The organism is Escherichia sp. E2661 (assembly GCF_004745185.1).
GTDB lineage: Bacteria > Pseudomonadota > Gammaproteobacteria > Enterobacterales > Enterobacteriaceae > Escherichia.
The window spans coordinates 59296-76169 of record NZ_PDIG01000014.1 but is presented as its reverse complement, the minus strand read 5'-3'; the positions used below and the strand labels follow the sequence as shown (position 1 = coordinate 76169).

Annotated in this window: 20 protein-coding genes and 1 pseudogene; 15 read left to right on the top strand and 6 right to left on the bottom strand. The window is 50.4% G+C overall.

Annotation, left to right across the window (positions count from 1 at the left end; genetic code table 11):
* Positions 1–2: 2 nt before the first annotated feature.
* Together CRI63_RS07535 and CRI63_RS07530 are read left to right on the top strand one after the other, a co-directional pair.
* Positions 3–1166 carry a glutathionylspermidine synthase family protein gene (locus CRI63_RS07535; protein WP_135519092.1) on the top strand — a complete coding sequence of 388 codons (1164 nt, stop codon included), beginning with the start codon at positions 3–5 and terminating at the stop codon, positions 1164–1166.
* An 83-nt stretch (positions 1167–1249) separates the two neighbouring features.
* Positions 1250–2875: an isovaleryl-CoA dehydrogenase gene (locus CRI63_RS07530; RefSeq protein WP_135489983.1), complete on the top strand. Its 1626-nt coding sequence runs from the start codon at positions 1250–1252 to the stop codon at positions 2873–2875.
* A gap of 107 nt (positions 2876–2982) precedes the next feature.
* Here the strand turns inward: CRI63_RS07530 and yjfN are convergent, their stop codons facing one another.
* Positions 2983–3258 (bottom strand): DUF1471 family protease activator YjfN, encoded by a 276-nt coding sequence (gene yjfN / locus CRI63_RS07525; protein WP_001517630.1) that lies wholly within the window; start codon positions 3256–3258, stop codon positions 2983–2985.
* Between the two features lie 273 nt (positions 3259–3531).
* Positions 3532–3861 (bottom strand): biofilm peroxide resistance protein BsmA, encoded by a 330-nt coding sequence (gene bsmA / locus CRI63_RS07520; RefSeq protein WP_064525807.1) that lies wholly within the window; start codon positions 3859–3861, stop codon positions 3532–3534.
* Between the two features lie 181 nt (positions 3862–4042).
* Here bsmA and yjfP point away from each other — a divergent pair, with 181 nt between their 5' ends.
* Positions 4043–4792, top strand: a complete 750-nt coding sequence (gene yjfP / locus CRI63_RS07515; protein WP_135519089.1) for an esterase — start codon at positions 4043–4045, stop codon at positions 4790–4792.
* On the opposite strand, the gene ulaR is transcribed toward yjfP, so the two are convergent.
* Together ulaR and ulaG are read right to left on the bottom strand one after the other, a co-directional pair.
* The gene (ulaR, locus tag CRI63_RS07510; RefSeq protein WP_000133631.1) at positions 4789–5544 is read right to left on the bottom strand and encodes an HTH-type transcriptional regulator UlaR; all 756 of its coding nucleotides are present in this window, start codon (positions 5542–5544) and stop codon (positions 4789–4791) included. The genes yjfP and ulaR overlap by 4 nt on opposite strands.
* A 107-nt stretch (positions 5545–5651) precedes the next feature.
* Positions 5652–6716, bottom strand: a complete 1065-nt coding sequence (gene ulaG / locus CRI63_RS07505) for an L-ascorbate 6-phosphate lactonase (RefSeq protein ID WP_135519086.1) — start codon at positions 6714–6716, stop codon at positions 5652–5654.
* A 353-nt stretch (positions 6717–7069) separates the two neighbouring features.
* Here ulaG and ulaA point away from each other — a divergent pair, with 353 nt between their 5' ends.
* The 6 genes and pseudogenes from ulaA (at position 7070) to ulaF (ending at position 11477) form a co-directional block, all read left to right on the top strand.
* A complete protein-coding gene (ulaA, locus tag CRI63_RS07500; RefSeq protein ID WP_000404886.1) occupies positions 7070–8467 on the top strand; it encodes a PTS ascorbate transporter subunit IIC in 1398 nt (465 codons plus the stop codon).
* A gap of 15 nt (positions 8468–8482) precedes the next feature.
* Positions 8483–8788 (top strand): PTS ascorbate transporter subunit IIB, encoded by a 306-nt coding sequence (gene ulaB / locus CRI63_RS07495; protein WP_000218362.1) that lies wholly within the window; start codon positions 8483–8485, stop codon positions 8786–8788.
* 9 nt (positions 8789–8797) lie between these two features.
* Entirely contained in the window at positions 8798–9262 is a 465-nt protein-coding gene (ulaC, locus tag CRI63_RS07490) for a PTS ascorbate transporter subunit IIA (protein ID WP_135519083.1), read from the top strand.
* A 13-nt stretch (positions 9263–9275) separates the two neighbouring features.
* Positions 9276–9926: a 3-keto-L-gulonate-6-phosphate decarboxylase UlaD gene (ulaD, locus tag CRI63_RS07485; RefSeq protein ID WP_130257940.1), complete on the top strand. Its 651-nt coding sequence runs from the start codon at positions 9276–9278 to the stop codon at positions 9924–9926.
* 9 nt (positions 9927–9935) lie between these two features.
* Positions 9936–10791 (top strand): annotated as a pseudogene (ulaE, locus tag CRI63_RS07480) (L-ribulose-5-phosphate 3-epimerase UlaE).
* On the top strand, positions 10791–11477 hold the full coding sequence (gene ulaF / locus CRI63_RS07475) for an L-ribulose-5-phosphate 4-epimerase UlaF (protein WP_130221762.1): 687 nt from the start codon (positions 10791–10793) through the stop codon (positions 11475–11477). The pseudogene ulaE and the gene ulaF overlap by 1 nt, the downstream one beginning before the upstream one ends.
* Positions 11478–11606: 129 nt before the next feature.
* Here the strand turns inward: ulaF and yjfY are convergent, their stop codons facing one another.
* A complete protein-coding gene (gene yjfY, locus CRI63_RS07470) occupies positions 11607–11882 on the bottom strand; it encodes a DUF1471 family protein YjfY (RefSeq protein ID WP_000492914.1) in 276 nt (91 codons plus the stop codon).
* Between the two features lie 326 nt (positions 11883–12208).
* Here yjfY and rpsF point away from each other — a divergent pair, with 326 nt between their 5' ends.
* From rpsF to CRI63_RS07435, 6 genes are all read left to right on the top strand, one after another.
* A complete protein-coding gene (gene rpsF, locus CRI63_RS07465) occupies positions 12209–12604 on the top strand; it encodes a 30S ribosomal protein S6 (protein ID WP_001216676.1) in 396 nt (131 codons plus the stop codon).
* 6 nt (positions 12605–12610) lie between these two features.
* Positions 12611–12925, top strand: a complete 315-nt coding sequence (gene priB / locus CRI63_RS07460; protein WP_089615903.1) for a primosomal replication protein N — start codon at positions 12611–12613, stop codon at positions 12923–12925.
* Between the two features lie 4 nt (positions 12926–12929).
* Positions 12930–13157, top strand: coding sequence for a 30S ribosomal protein S18 (gene rpsR, locus CRI63_RS07455; RefSeq protein ID WP_000135199.1), 228 nt, complete (start codon positions 12930–12932; stop codon positions 13155–13157).
* Positions 13158–13198: 41 nt separating this feature from the next.
* Positions 13199–13648, top strand: a complete 450-nt coding sequence (rplI, locus tag CRI63_RS07450) for a 50S ribosomal protein L9 (protein ID WP_001196062.1) — start codon at positions 13199–13201, stop codon at positions 13646–13648.
* A gap of 409 nt (positions 13649–14057) precedes the next feature.
* Complete coding sequence (locus tag CRI63_RS07440) at positions 14058–14549, top strand: helix-turn-helix transcriptional regulator (protein ID WP_021516697.1); 492 nt, start codon at positions 14058–14060, stop codon at positions 14547–14549.
* Positions 14550–14551: 2 nt separating this feature from the next.
* Entirely contained in the window at positions 14552–15820 is a 1269-nt protein-coding gene (locus tag CRI63_RS07435) for a HipA domain-containing protein (RefSeq protein ID WP_135519080.1), read from the top strand.
* Between the two features lie 56 nt (positions 15821–15876).
* Here CRI63_RS07435 and CRI63_RS07430 read toward each other — a convergent pair whose 3' ends face one another.
* Complete coding sequence (locus CRI63_RS07430) at positions 15877–16848, bottom strand: TRAP transporter substrate-binding protein (protein WP_135381107.1); 972 nt, start codon at positions 16846–16848, stop codon at positions 15877–15879.
* Positions 16849–16874 lie beyond the last annotated feature (26 nt).

Here is a 16874-nt window from a genome sequence, read left to right as displayed (position 1 = left end):
TCATGCTGAGACACAACGTTCCTGTGCGGCGGGATCTGGACCGGATTGCCGCCGATAACGGATTTGACTTTCATATCATCGACAATGAAATCTATTGGGATGAGAGTCGGGCTTACCGTTTTACTCTGCGCCAGATTGAAGAGCAGATCGAAAAACCGACTGCGGAACTGCATCAGATGTGCCTTGAGGTGGTGGATCGCGCGGTTAAAGATGAAGAGATCCTGACGCAACTGGCGATCCCGCCGTTGTACTGGGATGTGATCGCTGAAAGCTGGCGCGCCCGCGATCCTTCGCTGTATGGGCGGATGGATTTTGCCTGGTGTGGCAATGCACCGGCGAAGCTGCTGGAGTACAACGCTGATACGCCCACCTCGTTGTATGAATCGGCTTATTTCCAGTGGTTGTGGCTGGAAGATGCCCGGAGCAGCGGCGTTATTCCGCGCGATGCCGATCAGTACAATGCCATTCAGGAGCGCCTGATTTCACGCTTTAGCGAGCTTTATAGCCGGGAGCCGTTTTATTTTTGCTGCTGTCAGGACACCGACGAAGACAGGAGTACCGTGCTGTACTTGCAGGACTGCGCTCAGCAGGCAGGACAGGAGTCGCGGTTTATCTACATTGAAGATCTCGGTTTGGGCGTCGGCGGTGTACTGACCGATCTTGATGATAATGTCATCCAGCGTGCATTTAAGCTGTATCCGCTGGAGTGGATGATGCGTGACGATAACGGTCCGCTGCTGCGCAAGCGTCGTGAGCAGTGGGTGGAGCCGTTATGGAAAAGTATCTTGAGTAACAAAGGGCTAATGCCGCTGCTTTGGCGCTTCTTTCCTGGTCATCCTAATCTTCTGGCGTCCTGGTTTGAGGGCGAAAAACCGCAGATCGCCGCTGGCGAAAGCTATGTGCGTAAACCGATCTACTCACGCGAGGGCGGTAACGTCACCATTTTCGACGGTCAGAATAACGTCGTTGACCACGCTGATGGTGATTACGCCGATGAACCGATGATCTATCAGGCGTTTCAACCGCTACCGCGATTTGGCGATAGTTACACGCTGATTGGTAGCTGGATTGTCGATGATGAAGCGTGTGGTATGGGGATTCGTGAAGATAACACGCTGATCACTAAAGACACTTCGCGTTTTGTTCCGCACTACATTGCGGGTTAAGAATGTTTTAGCAATCTCTTTCTGTCAGGAATCCGTGGCAGTGACCATACTAATGGTGACTGCCATTGATGGAGGGAGACACAGTGCACTGGCAAACTCACACTGTTTTTAATCAACCTATACCCTTAAATAACAGCAATTTATACCTGTCTGATGGCGCGCTCTGCGAAGCGGTAACGCGCGAAGGCGCTGGTTGGGATAGCGATTTTCTCGCCAGTATTGGTCAGCAACTCGGAACGGCAGAATCCCTTGAACTGGGGCGGCTGGCGAATGTAAACCCACCTGAACTGTTGCGCTACGATGCCCAGGGGCGACGTCTGGACGATGTCCGTTTCCATCCCGCATGGCACCTGCTGATGCAGGCGTTATGTACCAATCGGGTACACAACCTGGCCTGGGAAGAAGATGCTCGCTCCGGCGCATTTGTGGCGCGGGCGGCGCGTTTTATGTTGCACGCGCAGGTTGAGGCCGGGTCGTTATGCCCGATAACGATGACCTTCGCCGCTACGCCATTGCTGTTACAGATGCTACCCGCGCCGTTTCAGGACTGGACCACGCCGCTGTTGAGCGATCGCTACGATTCTCACTTATTGCCAGGTGGGCAAAAACGCGGTTTGTTGATTGGCATGGGAATGACGGAAAAGCAGGGCGGTTCCGATGTGATGAGCAACACCACTCGCGCCGAACGTCTGGACGATGGGTCTTATCGGCTGGTGGGGCATAAATGGTTTTTCTCGGTGCCACAAAGCGACGCGCATCTGGTGCTGGCACAGACCTCGGGCGGTTTGTCCTGCTTTTTTGTGCCGCGATTTTTGCCTGACGGGCAACGCAACGCGATTCGCCTGGAGCGTCTGAAAGATAAGTTAGGTAATCGTTCCAATGCCAGTTGCGAAGTGGAGTTTCAGGATGCCATTGGCTGGTTGCTGGGTCAGGAAGGGGAAGGGATTCGCCTGATCCTGAAAATGGGCGGGATGACGCGTTTTGATTGTGCTCTGGGTAGCCATGCCATGATGCGCCGAGCGTTCTCGCTGGCGATATATCACGCTCATCAACGCCATGTATTTGGTAATCCGTTAATCGAACAGCCTCTGATGCGCCATGTCTTAAGTCGCATGGCGCTTCAGCTTGAAGGGCAAACAGCGTTGTTGTTTCGTCTGGCGCGGGCGTGGGATCGACGTGCCGATGCCAAAGAAGCTCTGTGGGCGCGTTTATTTACGCCTGCGGCGAAATTTGTTACCTGCAAACGTGGCATTCCGTTTGTGGCTGAAGCGATGGAGGTGCTGGGCGGTATTGGCTATTGCGAAGAGAGCGAACTACCGCGACTTTATCGGGAGATGCCGGTAAACAGTATTTGGGAAGGCTCTGGCAATATTATGTGCCTCGATGTGCTGCGCGTTCTTAATAAGCAAGCGGGCGTCTACGATTTGCTGTCGGAAGCGTTTATGGAAGTGAAAGGGCAAGATCGTTATTTTGATCGCGCGGTTCGTCGTTTACAGCAGCAGTTGCGTAAGCCAGCTGAAGAACTGGGGCGAGAGATTACTCATCAGCTATTCCTGCTGGGCTGCGGTGCGCAAATGTTGAAATATGCCTCTCCGCCAATGGCACAGGCGTGGTGTCAGGTGATGTTAAATACGCGCGGTGGCGTGCGGTTGTCAGAGCAGATCCAGAATGATTTATTGCTGCGGGCGACGGGGGGAGTGTGTTTGTAAGCGTATACGACGCTGGTTTCGATTAACTAAATGAAATATGTGAAAATTGTAGGCCGGACAAGGCGCTCGCGCCGTATCCGGCATTGTTCATTCGCTGCAGATGACACTCACGCATACAGTATCGCCTGTACACGCCAGTTATCAGGCTGTTGGTCTTCGTACATGGTAATAATGCGGTACCATGACGCACCTTGTTCATCGGCCTTTAACGCCACGATACGTTCCACGTCCTGCGGATCCCCTGAAATATTGCTAACCGAGATCTGACCTATTTCATTCAGGCCCGTCACGCAGTCAGCACTGGCGAATTCTGCAGACTGTGCCGTGGCGCTCGCAGGGCAAGTCACTAATTGCAGCGAGGGTGAGGCAAGTAATTGTTTCATCGTCAGCTCCATTTTTCGTTTCCCCACATGTGGCAGGGCATTCCATCGCGGTAATAAACGCCCGAGCTTCCCGCCGGTAATTTATTGTGCACAGGTAAACGCATAGGGACGCAAAGCAATGTAAAGCTGGCTGTATAAGTTGTCTGATTTATTTACGGTATATACTCGTCATACTTCAAGTTGCATGTGCTGCGTCTGCGTTCACTCACCCCAGTCACTTACTTATGTAAGCTCCTGGGGATTCACTCGCTTGTCGCCTTCCTGCAACTCGAATTATTTAGAGTACAAAATGGCTTGTGAATACCACTGTCCTGTCACGATGGTTTCATCCACCATTACGACAACGTAATAATCAGCTTTTGCAGCGACAGCTTTCGCTCTGATTTCTGCTAATGCGTCATCCGGAGAGCCCCGTACCATCGTGCTTACGCTACCTATTCGCTGTAACCCTTGTGTCTGGTCGCGGCGAATCTCTTGCGGATGGTCCGTTACTGGCGGTGCTGGCTGTGGCGTACCTTGCAGTGCGCTACAGGCGCTTAGCATCAACACCAATAATAAACTGGCAAACCGATAAATAACGCTATTACGTTTCCTGCTAACCATAGTGTAGTGCCTTATTTATTTAACTTGAGGGGAATGTTCCCGAATTGTTACCTGGTACGCGATTTTCGAATGAAAACGTTGTGAAAGCGTAATCCACATCTCAACATTATGAACTAATACGGTCAGCAGAAACTTGTGCTAAGGATTTCTTCATGTCATACCAGACTCAAAGGAGAAAAAAATGATTGAATTAGAATCACGCGTGCTGGCTGATATTCCCGTTCTTCACGCTTATCCCGTAGGGCAAAAAGAAATCCCGTTACCGTGTGTGATTTTTTATCACGGATTTACTTCATCCAGCCTGGTTTATAGTTATTTTGCCGTCGCGCTGGCGCAGGCGGGTTTGCGGGTGATCATGCCGGATGCGCCCAATCACGGTAGCCGTTTTAGTGGCGACGCAGCGCGGCGTTTAAATCAATTCTGGCAAATCTTGCTACAAAGTATGCAGGAATTCACTACTTTACGTGCGGCAATAGCCGAAGAAAACTGGCTGCTTGATGAACGCCTGGCGGTTGGTGGCGCGTCAATGGGCGCAATGACCGCGCTGGGGATTACCGCTCGCCACCCCACGGTGAAATGTACCGCCAGCATGATGGGGTCTGGCTATTTCACATCGCTTGCCCGTTCACTGTTTCCACCGTTGAAGCCTGAAACGCCAGCACAGCAAAACGAATTTAATAACATTATTGCTCCACTGGCAGAGTGGGAAGCGACAAACCACCTGGACGAACTGGGAAGCAGGCCACTGCTGTTGTGGCATGGCCTTGACGATGATGTTGTGCCTGCCGAGGAATCACTACGTTTGCAGCAGGCATTAAGAGAAACGGGACGAGATAAACAGTTAACCTGTTTATGGCAGCCTGGCGTGCGCCACCGTATTACACCCGAGGCGTTAGATGCTGCGGTGACATTTTTCCACCAGCATCTTTAAACACGCAGAATGCTGACCCCTTGCGCTTCCAGCTGTTGCAGGATCTCTGGGTTAGCATTTTTGCCGGTGATCAGCATATCGATTTGATCGGCGCGGCTAAAGAGCATCCCCGCGCGTTCACCAATCTTACTGCTATCGACCAGCACTACCAGTTTCCCTACCACGCTCAACATCTTCTGCTCTGCCATTGCCGTCAGCATATCGGTTTTATATAACCCTTCTGCGGTCAGCCCTTTGCCGCTGGTAAACATCCAGTGCCCGGCATAGAGACTGTTTTCGCTGCCCTGTGGGCTTAAGGTGATGGACTGACTTTTGTTGTACTGCCCGCCCATGATGATCACGCTGTCATGTTCCTGATCGATCAGATAGTTTGCCAGCGGGAGATAATTAGTGATGATTTGCACCGGTTTGCCACACATTTCCCGGCCGAGCAGAAATGCGGTAGAGCCGCAGTTGATGACCACGCTTTCGCCCGGGTTGACCAACTGCGAGGCCGCTTTAGCGATACGTACTTTTTCATCGTGATTCTGCGCCTGATGCAGATTCATCGGCGTCCATCGCGGGCGCTGCTGGGTAATCGCTTCGGCGCCGTTGCGCACTTTTTTCAGTTTGCCGCTTTCGTCGAGTTTATTGATATCGCGTCGCGCGGTTGCAGGCGAAATTCCCAGACGCTCAACGACTTTCTCCACGGTCACAAAGCCCAATTGTGCGAGCATTTCCAGGAGGATTTGATGTCTTTGTGCTTCAGTCATGAGCTATTCCGATAAAATTTGATTTTTTTAGATGATATTTGAAATAGCCAGGAAATACTACGCCGGATAGCGCGAACAGATCCACGCTACCCGGTATAAACGACAGATTACAGGAACGATTTGAACGGCAGATCCGGTTCAATGGTGAAGCAATCGTCAAAACCACGCGGATAGTGATACTCGAAGTTATCTTTATCCAACGGCCAGGTAAACTTGCCACCGACCTGCCAGATAAACGGCTTAAAGCCATACTTCAGACGATCTTTTTTCATCTCCCACAGTACGCGGATTTCCTGCGGATCGGCCTGGAAGTTTGACCAGATATCATGGTGGAACGGGATAACTACTTTCGCATTCAACGCTTCGCCCATACGCAGCATATCGGCGCTGGTCATTTTGTCGGTAATACCGCGTGGGTTCTCACCGTACGATCCTAACGCCACGTCGATCTGATGCTCGTTGCCATGTTTTGCATAGTAGTTAGAGTAGTGGGAATCGCCGCTGTGATACAGAGAACCGCCCGGTGTTTTGAACAGATAGTTTACTGCGCGATCGTCCATACCATCTGGCAGCACGCCAGCCGCTTTTTGATCCGCTGGTAGGGTGATCAGTGCCGTACGGTCGAACGCGTCAAGGGCATGAATTTCAATGTCTTTCACTTTTACCACATCGCCTGGTTTGACCACGATGCAGCGTTCTTTCGGTACTCCCCAGCCAATCCATAAATCCACGCAGGTTTTCGGTCCGATAAATGGTACATCATCAGCGCAGTTTTGCATCACGGCGGCGGCCACGTTGACGTCGATGTGATCGTTATGATCGTGAGTAGCCAGTACGGCGTCGATCTGGCGAATCGCAAACGGATCAAGAACAAACGGGGTAGTACGCAGGTTTGGCTGCAGTTTTTTCACGCCAGCCATACGCTGCATCTGGTGACCCTGTTTCATCAGCGGGTTACCGTGACTTTGTTTGCCAGTACCGCACCAGAAATCAACGCAAACGTTGGTGTCACCTTCCGATTTCAGCCAGATCCCAGTACAACCGAGCCACCACATCGCGAATGTACCAGGAGCTACCTGCTCTTGTTCAATTTCTTCATTCAGCCAGCTACCCCACTCCGGGAAAGTGCTCAGGATCCAGGATTCACGGGTGATACTTTTCACTTTACTCATCGCCATTTACCTTCATGATGTTCAATTTGAATCAATATGTGATTGGTTTTGATTAATCCTGACACTATTTTTTCAGGAAGGCAATGACCATTTTTTGACTTTTTGCCAGGGGAGTTGTTGTGGATTTTGAGTGTGGAAAGATTTAATGGAATGTGTAATTCATTTAACTGAATGAATTTAAATGAGTAATTGTTTCTTTGCATGAATCCCACTCTATCAATGTGGAATTATTTGCGTGCCGCGTCACATTTAATCATAAATAATCTTGTTGTGATTACTTTTGAAAATTAGAGTGAATGCACAACATTCCGGGTGTGCGGAATACCCGGTTACCTCTTCTTCAGGAGATCGTTATGGAGATCCTCTACAACATCTTTACCGTTTTTTTTAATCAGGTAATGACCAATGCCCCGCTGTTACTGGGTATCGTGACCTGCCTGGGCTACATCCTGCTGCGTAAAAGCGTCAGCGTGATTATCAAAGGCACCATCAAAACGATTATCGGTTTTATGCTGCTGCAGGCCGGGTCCGGCATCCTGACCAGCACCTTCAAACCGGTGGTGGCGAAAATGTCGGAAGTCTACGGTATCAACGGTGCTATTTCAGATACTTACGCTTCGATGATGGCCACTATCGAGCGCATGGGCGATGCCTATAGCTGGGTAGGGTACGCGGTGCTGCTGGCACTGGCGCTGAACATTTGTTACGTGCTGCTGCGTCGCATTACCGGTATTCGCACCATCATGCTGACCGGCCACATCATGTTCCAGCAGGCCGGGCTGATTGCCGTTACGCTGTTCATCTTTGGCTACTCCATGTGGACCACCATTATCTGCACGGCGATTCTGGTTTCGCTCTACTGGGGCATTACCTCCAACATGATGTACAAGCCGACTCAGGAAGTGACGGACGGCTGCGGTTTCTCCATCGGTCACCAGCAACAGTTTGCATCATGGATTGCTTATAAAGTCGCGCCGTTCCTGGGCAAAAAAGAGGAGAGCGTTGAAGATCTCAAACTGCCTGGCTGGCTGAACATTTTCCACGACAACATCGTCTCCACGGCGATTGTCATGACCATCTTCTTTGGCGCCATTCTGCTCTCCTTCGGTATCGACACCGTGCAGGCGATGGCAGGCAAAGTGAACTGGACGGTCTACATCCTGCAAACCGGTTTCTCTTTTGCGGTGGCGATCTTCATCATCACTCAGGGCGTGCGCATGTTTGTGGCGGAACTCTCTGAAGCATTTAACGGTATCTCCCAGCGTCTGATCCCAGGTGCGGTTCTGGCGATTGACTGTGCGGCTATCTATAGCTTCGCGCCGAACGCCGTGGTCTGGGGCTTTATGTGGGGCACCATCGGTCAGCTGATTGCGGTTGGCATTCTGGTCGCCTGCGGTTCCTCGATCCTGATTATCCCTGGCTTTATCCCGATGTTCTTCTCCAACGCCACCATCGGCGTGTTCGCTAACCACTTCGGCGGCTGGCGTGCGGCGCTGAAAATTTGTCTGGTGATGGGAATGATCGAAATCTTTGGTTGCGTCTGGGCGGTGAAACTCACCGGTATGAGTGCCTGGATGGGTATGGCGGACTGGTCAATTCTGGCACCACCGATGATGCAGGGCTTCTTCTCCATCGGTATCGCCTTTATGGCCGTCATCATTGTAATTGCACTGGCTTATATGTTCTTCGCTGGCCGCGCGCTGCGCGCAGAAGAAGATGCAGAAAAACAACTGGCAGAACAGTCTGCTTAATAAGGAGTTTTGATTATGACCGTACGTATTCTGGCTGTGTGTGGCAACGGACAAGGCAGTTCCATGATCATGAAGATGAAAGTGGACCAGTTTTTAACCCAGTCGAACATCGACCACACGGTAAATAGCTGCGCGGTTGGCGAATATAAAAGTGAGTTGAGCGGCGCGGATATCATCATCGCTTCTACGCACATTGCGGGCGAAATCACCGTGACCGGCAACAAATACGTGGTTGGCGTGCGCAACATGCTCTCTCCTGCCGACTTTGGCCCGAAATTGCTGGAAGTGATCAAAGAACATTTCCCGCAGGACGTGAAGTAAGGACGCGCCATGAAACTACGTGATTCGCTGGCGGAGAATAAATCTATCCGTCTGCAGGCTGAAGCTGAGACATGGCAGGACGCAGTGAAAATCGGCGTTGACCTGCTGGTGGCGGCGGACATTGTCGAGCCGCGTTACTACCAGGCGATTCTGGATGCGGTTGAACAGCACGGCCCGTACTTTGTGCTCGCTCCAGGCCTGGCAATGCCGCACGGACGCCCGGAAGAGGGCGTTAAGAAAACCGGTTTTGCACTGGTGACGCTGAAAAAGCCGCTGGAGTTCAACCACGAAGATAACGACCCGGTGGATATCCTCATCACCATGGCGGCGGTTGATGCCAACACGCACCAGGAAGTGGGCATCATGCAGATCGTCAACCTGTTTGAAGATGAAGAGAATTTCGACCGTTTACGTGCCTGCCGTACCGAGCAGGAAGTACTGGATCTCATTGACCGCACCAACGCGGCAGCTTAAGAAGGAATTGAAGATGTCATTACCGATGTTGCAAGTCGCGCTGGACAACCAGACTATGGATAGCGCCTACGAAACCACTCGCCTGATTGCCGAAGAAGTCGACATTATCGAAGTGGGCACCATTCTGTGCGTGGGCGAAGGCGTGCGTGCGGTTCGTGACCTGAAAGCGCTTTACCCGCACAAAATCGTACTGGCTGACGCCAAAATTGCCGATGCGGGCAAAATTCTTTCTCGCATGTGCTTCGAAGCCAACGCTGACTGGGTGACCGTGATTTGCTGTGCGGATATCAACACCGCCAAAGGCGCGCTGGACGTAGCAAAAGAGTTTAACGGCGACGTACAGATCGAACTGACCGGCTACTGGACCTGGGAACAGGCGCAGCAGTGGCGCGATGCAGGTATTGGGCAGGTGGTTTATCACCGCAGCCGTGACGCGCAGGCCGCAGGCGTGGCGTGGAGCGAAGCAGATATCACCGCGATCAAACGTCTTTCCGATATGGGCTTTAAAGTCACCGTCACTGGTGGCCTGGCGCTGGAAGATCTGCCGCTGTTCAAAGGTATTCCGATTCATGTGTTTATCGCGGGTCGCAGCATCCGTGATGCCGCTTCTCCAGTGGAAGCCGCGCGTCAGTTCAAACGTTCCATCGCCGAACTGTGGGGCTAAGGAGCGGATATGTTGTCCAAACAGATCCCGCTTGGCATCTATGAGAAAGCGCTCCCCGCCGGGGAGTGCTGGCTGGAACGGCTGCAACTGGCAAAAACGCTGGGCTTCGATTTTGTCGAGATGTCGGTAGATGAAACGGACGATCGCCTGTCGCGCCTCGACTGGAGCCGCGAGCAGCGTCTGGAGCTGGTGAATGCGATTGTTGAAACCGGCGTGCGCGTGCCGTCCATGTGCCTTTCGGCCCATCGTCGTTTCCCGCTGGGCAGCGAAGATGACGCGGTGCGGGCGCAGGGGCTGGAGATTATGCGCAAAGCTATCCAGTTCGCCCAGGACGTTGGCATTCGCGTGATCCAGCTGGCGGGCTATGACGTTTACTATCAGGAAGCCAATAACGAAACGCGTCGTCGTTTCCGTGACGGGCTGAAAGAGAGTGTTGAGATGGCAAGCCGCGCGCAGGTGACGCTGGCAATGGAGATCATGGATTACCCATTGATGAACTCCATCAGCAAGGCGCTGGGCTACGCGCACTATCTCAACAACCCGTGGTTCCAGCTCTACCCGGATATCGGCAACCTGTCGGCGTGGGACAACGATGTGCAGATGGAGTTGCAGGCCGGAATCGGGCATATCGTCGCGGTGCATGTTAAAGACACCAAACCGGGCGTCTTCAAAAAATGTGCCGTTTGGCGAAGGTGTAGTGGATTTCGAACGTTGTTTCGAAACTCTCAAACAGAGTGGCTATTGCGGGCCGTACCTGATTGAGATGTGGAGCGAAACGGCGGAAGACCCGGCGGCAGAAGTGGCGAAAGCGCGTGATTGGGTGAAAGCGCGCATGGCCAAAGCTGGCATGGTGGAGGCGGCATAATGCAAAAGCTAAAACAGCAGGTGTTTGAAGCCAACATGGATCTGCCGCGCTACGGGCTGGTGACCTTTACCTGGGGCAACGTCAGCGCCATTGACCGCGAACGCGGGCTGGTGGTGATCAAGCCCAGCGGCGTCGCCTACGAAACCATGAAAGCAGACGATATGGTGGTGGTCGATATGAGCGGTAAGGTGGTGGAAGGGGAATATCGTCCGTCTTCCGACACCGCGACGCATCTCGAACTCTACCATCGTTACCCGTCGCTTGGCGGCATTGTGCATACCCACTCCACTCATGCCACCGCATGGGCGCAGGCGGGGCTGGCGATCCCGGCGTTAGGCACCACGCACGCCGATTACTTCTTTGGCGACATCCCGTGCACGCGCGGATTAAGCGAAGAAGAGGTGCAGGGTGAGTACGAACTGAACACCGGCAAAGTGATTATCGAAACGCTGGGCAACGCCGAGCCGCTGCATACGCCGGGAATTGTGGTGTATCAGCACGGACCGTTCGCCTGGGGGAAAGATGCCCACGACGCGGTGCATAACGCGGTAGTGATGGAAGAAGTGGCGAAAATGGCGTGGATTGCGCGCAGTATTAATCCACAACTCAATCACATCGACAGCTTCCTGATGAATAAACACTTCATGCGTAAGCACGGTCCCAACGCCTATTACGGGCAGAAGTAAAACACGCGCTGCGGAAATTTCCTTCTTCGGGAGATAACTGGTCTGATTCCGCAGCCGTTTTTCAAAAAAATGCCCCCGGAGAAGGGGGCAAAGCAAACTATGGCAATGTTTCGTTGGTTATACCTGGTGCTAGCGATAAATATCCGCGCTGGCGTGCATATTGCCGTTACTCCCCGGTTCTCGCATCAGAATCACGTGGTAGTACGTTGCGCCTTGCGCATCTGTCTCTTCATTCAGTGCCTGGCGAGCTTCACTTTCAGTGGCGAAGTTATGGTTGATATAAATCACGCCTAAGCTCTGTACGTCGTCCATATTTCTGGCCTGGTGGTTATTAATTTCAATGGCTGCCCATGTATTTGCACTTAGCAAAAGCACAGCCAGAAGGGCTAAAACACGGCTGAACATAGATACCTCCTCAACGGCTGACTTTGTGTGCTCTCCTCTGTGATGATCTTCTGATTTAATTTTAATCAATGATAAAGAAGTTGATGGTGACCATTTCTGATGCAGTTGTTCGAAAAAACACTGTGACGGAATGTGATGAACTTCAAATCAGCGAGTTAGTTCTTTTGAGCGAAAGATGAGATTTATTTGTCGGCTGGCCTTGAGTTTAGCGGGGCATACAAGTACTATAACGCGTCATTTTTCAGCCGACCTTTAACACGTTCCTTGCCTCCCCGGGATTCGGCTGACCCAGACAGGAGGCTGAATAATCCGTAAGGAGCAATTCGATGCGTCATTACGAAATCGTTTTTATGGTCCATCCTGACCAGAGCGAACAGGTTCCGGGCATGATCGAGCGCTACACTGCTGCCATCACTGGTGCAGAAGGCAAGATCCACCGTCTGGAAGACTGGGGCCGCCGTCAGCTGGCTTACCCGATCAACAAACTGCACAAAGCACACTACGTTCTGATGAACGTTGAAGCTCCGCAGGAAGTGATCGATGAGCTGGAAACTACCTTCCGCTTCAACGATGCCGTTATCCGCAGCATGGTTATGCGTACCAAGCACGCTGTTACCGAAGCATCTCCGATGGTTAAAGCGAAAGACGAGCGCCGTGAGCGTCGCGATGATTTCGCAAACGAAACCGCAGATGATGCTGAAGCTGGGGATTCTGAAGAGTAATTTCTGATGACCAACCGTCTGGTGTTGTCCGGCACCGTGTGCAGGACTCCCCTTCGAAAGGTCAGTCCATCAGGAATTCCTCACTGCCAGTTCGTGCTTGAGCATCGTTCTGTGCAGGAGGAAGCCGGTTTTCACCGGCAGGCGTGGTGCCAAATGCCCGTTATTGTTAGCGGATACGAAAACCAGGCCATTACTCACAGTATAACGGTCGGCAGTCGCATAACCGTTCAGGGGTTCATTTCATGCCACAAGGCAAAGAACGGACTGAGCAAAATGGTTTTGCATGCCGAGCAGATTGAATTGATAGATTCTGGAGACTAGCCATATGGCACGTTATTTCCGTCGTCGCAAGTTCTGCCGTTTCACCGCGGAAGGCGTTCAAGAGATCGACTATAAAGATATCGCTACGCTGAAAAACTACATCACCGAAAGCGGTAAGATTGTCCCAAGCCGTATCACCGGTACCCGTGCAAAATACCAGCGTCAGCTGGCTCGCGCTATCAAACGCGCTCGCTACCTGTCCCTGCTGCCGTACACTGATCGCCATCAGTAATCGGTCACGGTCCATTAATACGACTTTGAGAGGATAAGGTAATGCAAGTTATTCTGCTTGATAAAGTAGCAAACCTGGGTAGCCTGGGTGATCAGGTAAATGTTAAAGCGGGCTATGCTCGTAACTTCCTGGTACCGCAGGGTAAAGCTGTTCCAGCTACCAAGAAAAACATTGAATTCTTCGAAGCACGTCGCGCTGAACTGGAAGCTAAACTGGCTGAAGTTCTGGCAGCAGCTAATGCTCGCGCTGAGAAAATCAATGCACTGGAAACTGTTACCATCGCGTCTAAAGCTGGCGACGAAGGTAAACTGTTCGGTTCCATCGGTACTCGCGACATCGCTGACGCTGTAACTGCAGCTGGCGTTGAAGTGGCTAAGAGCGAAGTTCGTCTGCCGAACGGCGTTCTGCGTACCACTGGCGAACACGAAGTGAGCTTCCAGGTTCACAGCGAAGTATTCGCGAAAGTGATCGTAAACGTAGTAGCTGAATAATTCGTTATTCAACGAGACGTAAAAAACGCCGACCTTGTGTCGGCGTTTTGCTTTTAGTGATAAAAACCTCAGAAACAGCTGTTCCCTTCATAAAGTTCTCTTACTATTCCTTTTATAAAAAATCCTCAGGACCAATACCTGGCCCCAGCCTCGCCGCTGGTAGCTCGTGTCATGTTTTTTTACGCGGAAAACATGACAAAAGCATCAATACAGCGTCTCCCTTGTAAGATAATAAAAACAATAAGTTATGTGATAATGCGCTGTTATTTTATTGTTTTTTTAGATAAAAAGATAAAATATTATCGCTTCTATGGGGCTGATTGCTTGATGTGCAAAGTAAAAGATCGTTTAGCCGAAAAATGCTAATATTATGGTTATTACGGTCGTAAAAAGATAAAATATTATCACTATGGGTAAAAAAACAGCACCGTTACTCCCTTATACGAATCAGATGCTTAGTGAATTTGGTGAGCGGCTGAAACTTGCTCGTTTACGACGCAGGCTTACCGCAAAGCAAGTTGCTGAACGTGCCGGGATGTCGCCAATAACATTGCGCTCTCTGGAGTCAGGAAGTGCAGGGGTCACTATAGGGGCATATTTGTCTGTGATGCAGGTTTTAGGTCTGGAAACGGATTTAAATAAGCTTGCAGCTGAAGACGACTTAGGGCGTCAGCTCCAGGATTCCCGTTTGATTAAAAAAAGAGGGCTTTCTCGTTCATCCGGTAAGAGTGAAGAAGAGATTCAGACAGCCTCATTTCAGACGAAACGCGAGAAAGAAGGTCATCTCACCACGGATTTAACAGCACTGGCAAAAGACTCAACGCCAACTATTCCAGGGGAAACGTCCACCTCTCTTGCTGCACTATTACAACCGATAAAAAAACCGATAAAAGGAAATTAATTATGGCATTAATCGGAGTGTATGCGGATTGGGAAGGCCTGGATGGTCCGGAGCGGATTGGTTATTTACACAGTCGTCGCACCCGGGCGCGTGAGATATTTGAGTTTGAGTACGATAAAAAGGCGCTTGCAGATCCTGCACTTAATTTTATTCAGTTAGATCCTGAAATAATGTTGTATGAGGGAGCACAGTACCCAATTCCTCCTAAGGATAAATTTGGTGCATTTAGTGATTCCTGCCCGGATCGTTGGGGGCGTATGCTAATGAAGCGTCGTTTTGAGAGGGATATTCGAGACGGGTTATTTGATAAAGACTCCCACCTTTATGAGTCCGACTATCTATTAGGTGTTCATGATCTTTATCGGGTTGGGGCTCTTCGATATAAACTTGAAGACACTGGAGAGTTTCTTGATAACCGCATTGATGTTGCAGCCCCACCATTTACCGAAATAGCGAGTCTGGAAAGAGCTAGCCGGGCAATTGAAGAAGATCCTGATAATAGAGAACTCATGGGGCAAAAATGGTTAAGAATGCTAATCGCTCCGGGGGGATCATTAGGGGGTGCACGTCCGAAAGCCAGTGTTGTTGATGAAGCCGGACATCTCTACATCGCTAAATTTCCCAGTGCAAAAGATGAGTATGATGTTGGTGGATGGGAAATGGTCGTTAATGCACTTGCTGTTGGCTGTGGACTGAATGTTGCACCTGCTCAGGCGCATAAATTTGCCAGCAATTACCATTGTTTTATGGTTCGTCGTTTTGACCGCACTAATGCGGGAAGGCGTCTGCATTTTGCTTCGGCTATGACACTAACCAGGCATCAGGATGGTGAAGATGCCTCTACAGGTGTAAGTTATCTGGAATTAGCAGATATTCTTATCAGGCATGGCGCGCAGACTAATACTGATCTTAAGGAACTCTGGTCCAGGATTGTTTTTAATATTCTTGTTTCTAATACCGATGACCATTTACGTAATCATGGATATATTTTGATACCGGGAAAAGGTTGGCGGCTTTCTGAGGCATATGATTTGAATCCTGTTGCCAGGTCTGACGGTCTAAAACTCAATATTACGGAAAATGATAACGCACTTGATTTGGAATTAGCTCGAGAAGTTGCGGAGTATTTTCGACTTGGTTTGACAGAAGCAGATGACATTATTGCTAATTTTAGAGGGATTGTCAGTCAGTGGCGAACCATTGCCGAGCGTCTTAGATTACCTGGTCGTGAACAAGAGTTAATGGCAGAGGCGTTCAGGGCGTCAATCTAGAACAATTATTTCGATATATACGGTAAGGGCCGCAATAAGCAGCCCTATTAAGATAATTACTTAGCCGCCTGAATGTCAGCCAGCATTGGGGCAAGGGCAGGGTTATCCTTAGCAAAGGCTGCGTACATCGGCTGCACTTTCTCGATAAACGGTGCCTTATCAACCTGATAGACTTTCACGCCCATTTTATCCAGTTTAGCGAATTCTTTTTTCTCTTCCTCGCTCCACAAGTCTTTCATGTAGCTCATTGATTCTTTCGCTGCTTTTAATATAACTGACTGATTTTCTGGGCTAAGTTTATCAAACGCAGCATTGCTCATCAGAACCACATCGGGAACCATAGTGTGTTCGTCAAGGCTGAAGGATTTTGCCACTTCACCGTGACGCATGGTGGTCAGCGCCATCACACTGTTTTCTGCCATATCAACCACACCTTGCTGTAAGGCTGTATACAGCTCGCCGTAATCCAGTGGCGTCGGGTTACCGCCCATGACTTTGATCATTTCAACTGCGCCAGGACTTGGCTGAACACGGACTTTCATGCCTTTCAGATCGTCTGGTTTCAGCACAGGTTTATTGCCGTAGAAGCTGCGGGCGCCTCCATCATAGAACGTCAGACCGAAATAACCTTTGTTTTTTGTTGAGTCGAGGATTTTCCTTCCGATATCGCCCTGCATGACCTGATAATAATGATCACGATCGCGGAACAAATAAGGCAGGCTAAATAATTTATAAGAATTTTCAAATGCTTCCATTTCTGCCGCATTGGTTTTTACCAGTGGAATTGCGCCAGAACGAATCAGCTCCATTGTTTCTCGTTGAGTACCCAATGTTCCATTTGGATAAATACGAATAGTAATATCACCGTTAGAGTACTCTTTGCTCTTTTTCGCAAAGAACTCCATCGCTTTATGAACAGGGTGAGACTTATCCTGATTATGGCTAAGTTTTAATGTCACTGCCCAGGACTGGCTTGCGGATAACATAAGAACAGCACCGATAATGCCAGCGGATACTTTTATTTTCATAGATGTTCCTTTTCTAATAAATATGG

Coding starts and splice junctions, on each gene's coding strand:
- rpsR (WP_000135199.1), top strand. CDS start 12,930: ATGGCACGTTATTTCCGTCGTCGCAAGTTCTGCCGTTTCACCGCGGAA.
- CRI63_RS07535 (WP_135519092.1), top strand. CDS start 3: ATGCTGAGACACAACGTTCCTGTGCGGCGGGATCTGGACCGGATTGCC.
- ulaG (WP_135519086.1), bottom strand. CDS start 6,716: ATGAGTAAAGTGAAAAGTATCACCCGTGAATCCTGGATCCTGAGCACT.
- yjfP (WP_135519089.1), top strand. CDS start 4,043: ATGATTGAATTAGAATCACGCGTGCTGGCTGATATTCCCGTTCTTCAC.
- yjfY (WP_000492914.1), bottom strand. CDS start 11,882: ATGTTCAGCCGTGTTTTAGCCCTTCTGGCTGTGCTTTTGCTAAGTGCA.
- rplI (WP_001196062.1), top strand. CDS start 13,199: ATGCAAGTTATTCTGCTTGATAAAGTAGCAAACCTGGGTAGCCTGGGT.
- priB (WP_089615903.1), top strand. CDS start 12,611: ATGACCAACCGTCTGGTGTTGTCCGGCACCGTGTGCAGGACTCCCCTT.
- CRI63_RS07440 (WP_021516697.1), top strand. CDS start 14,058: ATGGGTAAAAAAACAGCACCGTTACTCCCTTATACGAATCAGATGCTT.
- ulaA (WP_000404886.1), top strand. CDS start 7,070: ATGGAGATCCTCTACAACATCTTTACCGTTTTTTTTAATCAGGTAATG.
- ulaB (WP_000218362.1), top strand. CDS start 8,483: ATGACCGTACGTATTCTGGCTGTGTGTGGCAACGGACAAGGCAGTTCC.
- CRI63_RS07435 (WP_135519080.1), top strand. CDS start 14,552: ATGGCATTAATCGGAGTGTATGCGGATTGGGAAGGCCTGGATGGTCCG.
- CRI63_RS07430 (WP_135381107.1), bottom strand. CDS start 16,848: ATGAAAATAAAAGTATCCGCTGGCATTATCGGTGCTGTTCTTATGTTA.
- ulaD (WP_130257940.1), top strand. CDS start 9,276: ATGTCATTACCGATGTTGCAAGTCGCGCTGGACAACCAGACTATGGAT.
- ulaC (WP_135519083.1), top strand. CDS start 8,798: ATGAAACTACGTGATTCGCTGGCGGAGAATAAATCTATCCGTCTGCAG.
- yjfN (WP_001517630.1), bottom strand. CDS start 3,258: ATGAAACAATTACTTGCCTCACCCTCGCTGCAATTAGTGACTTGCCCT.
- ulaF (WP_130221762.1), top strand. CDS start 10,791: ATGCAAAAGCTAAAACAGCAGGTGTTTGAAGCCAACATGGATCTGCCG.
- bsmA (WP_064525807.1), bottom strand. CDS start 3,861: ATGGTTAGCAGGAAACGTAATAGCGTTATTTATCGGTTTGCCAGTTTA.
- rpsF (WP_001216676.1), top strand. CDS start 12,209: ATGCGTCATTACGAAATCGTTTTTATGGTCCATCCTGACCAGAGCGAA.
- ulaR (WP_000133631.1), bottom strand. CDS start 5,544: ATGACTGAAGCACAAAGACATCAAATCCTCCTGGAAATGCTCGCACAA.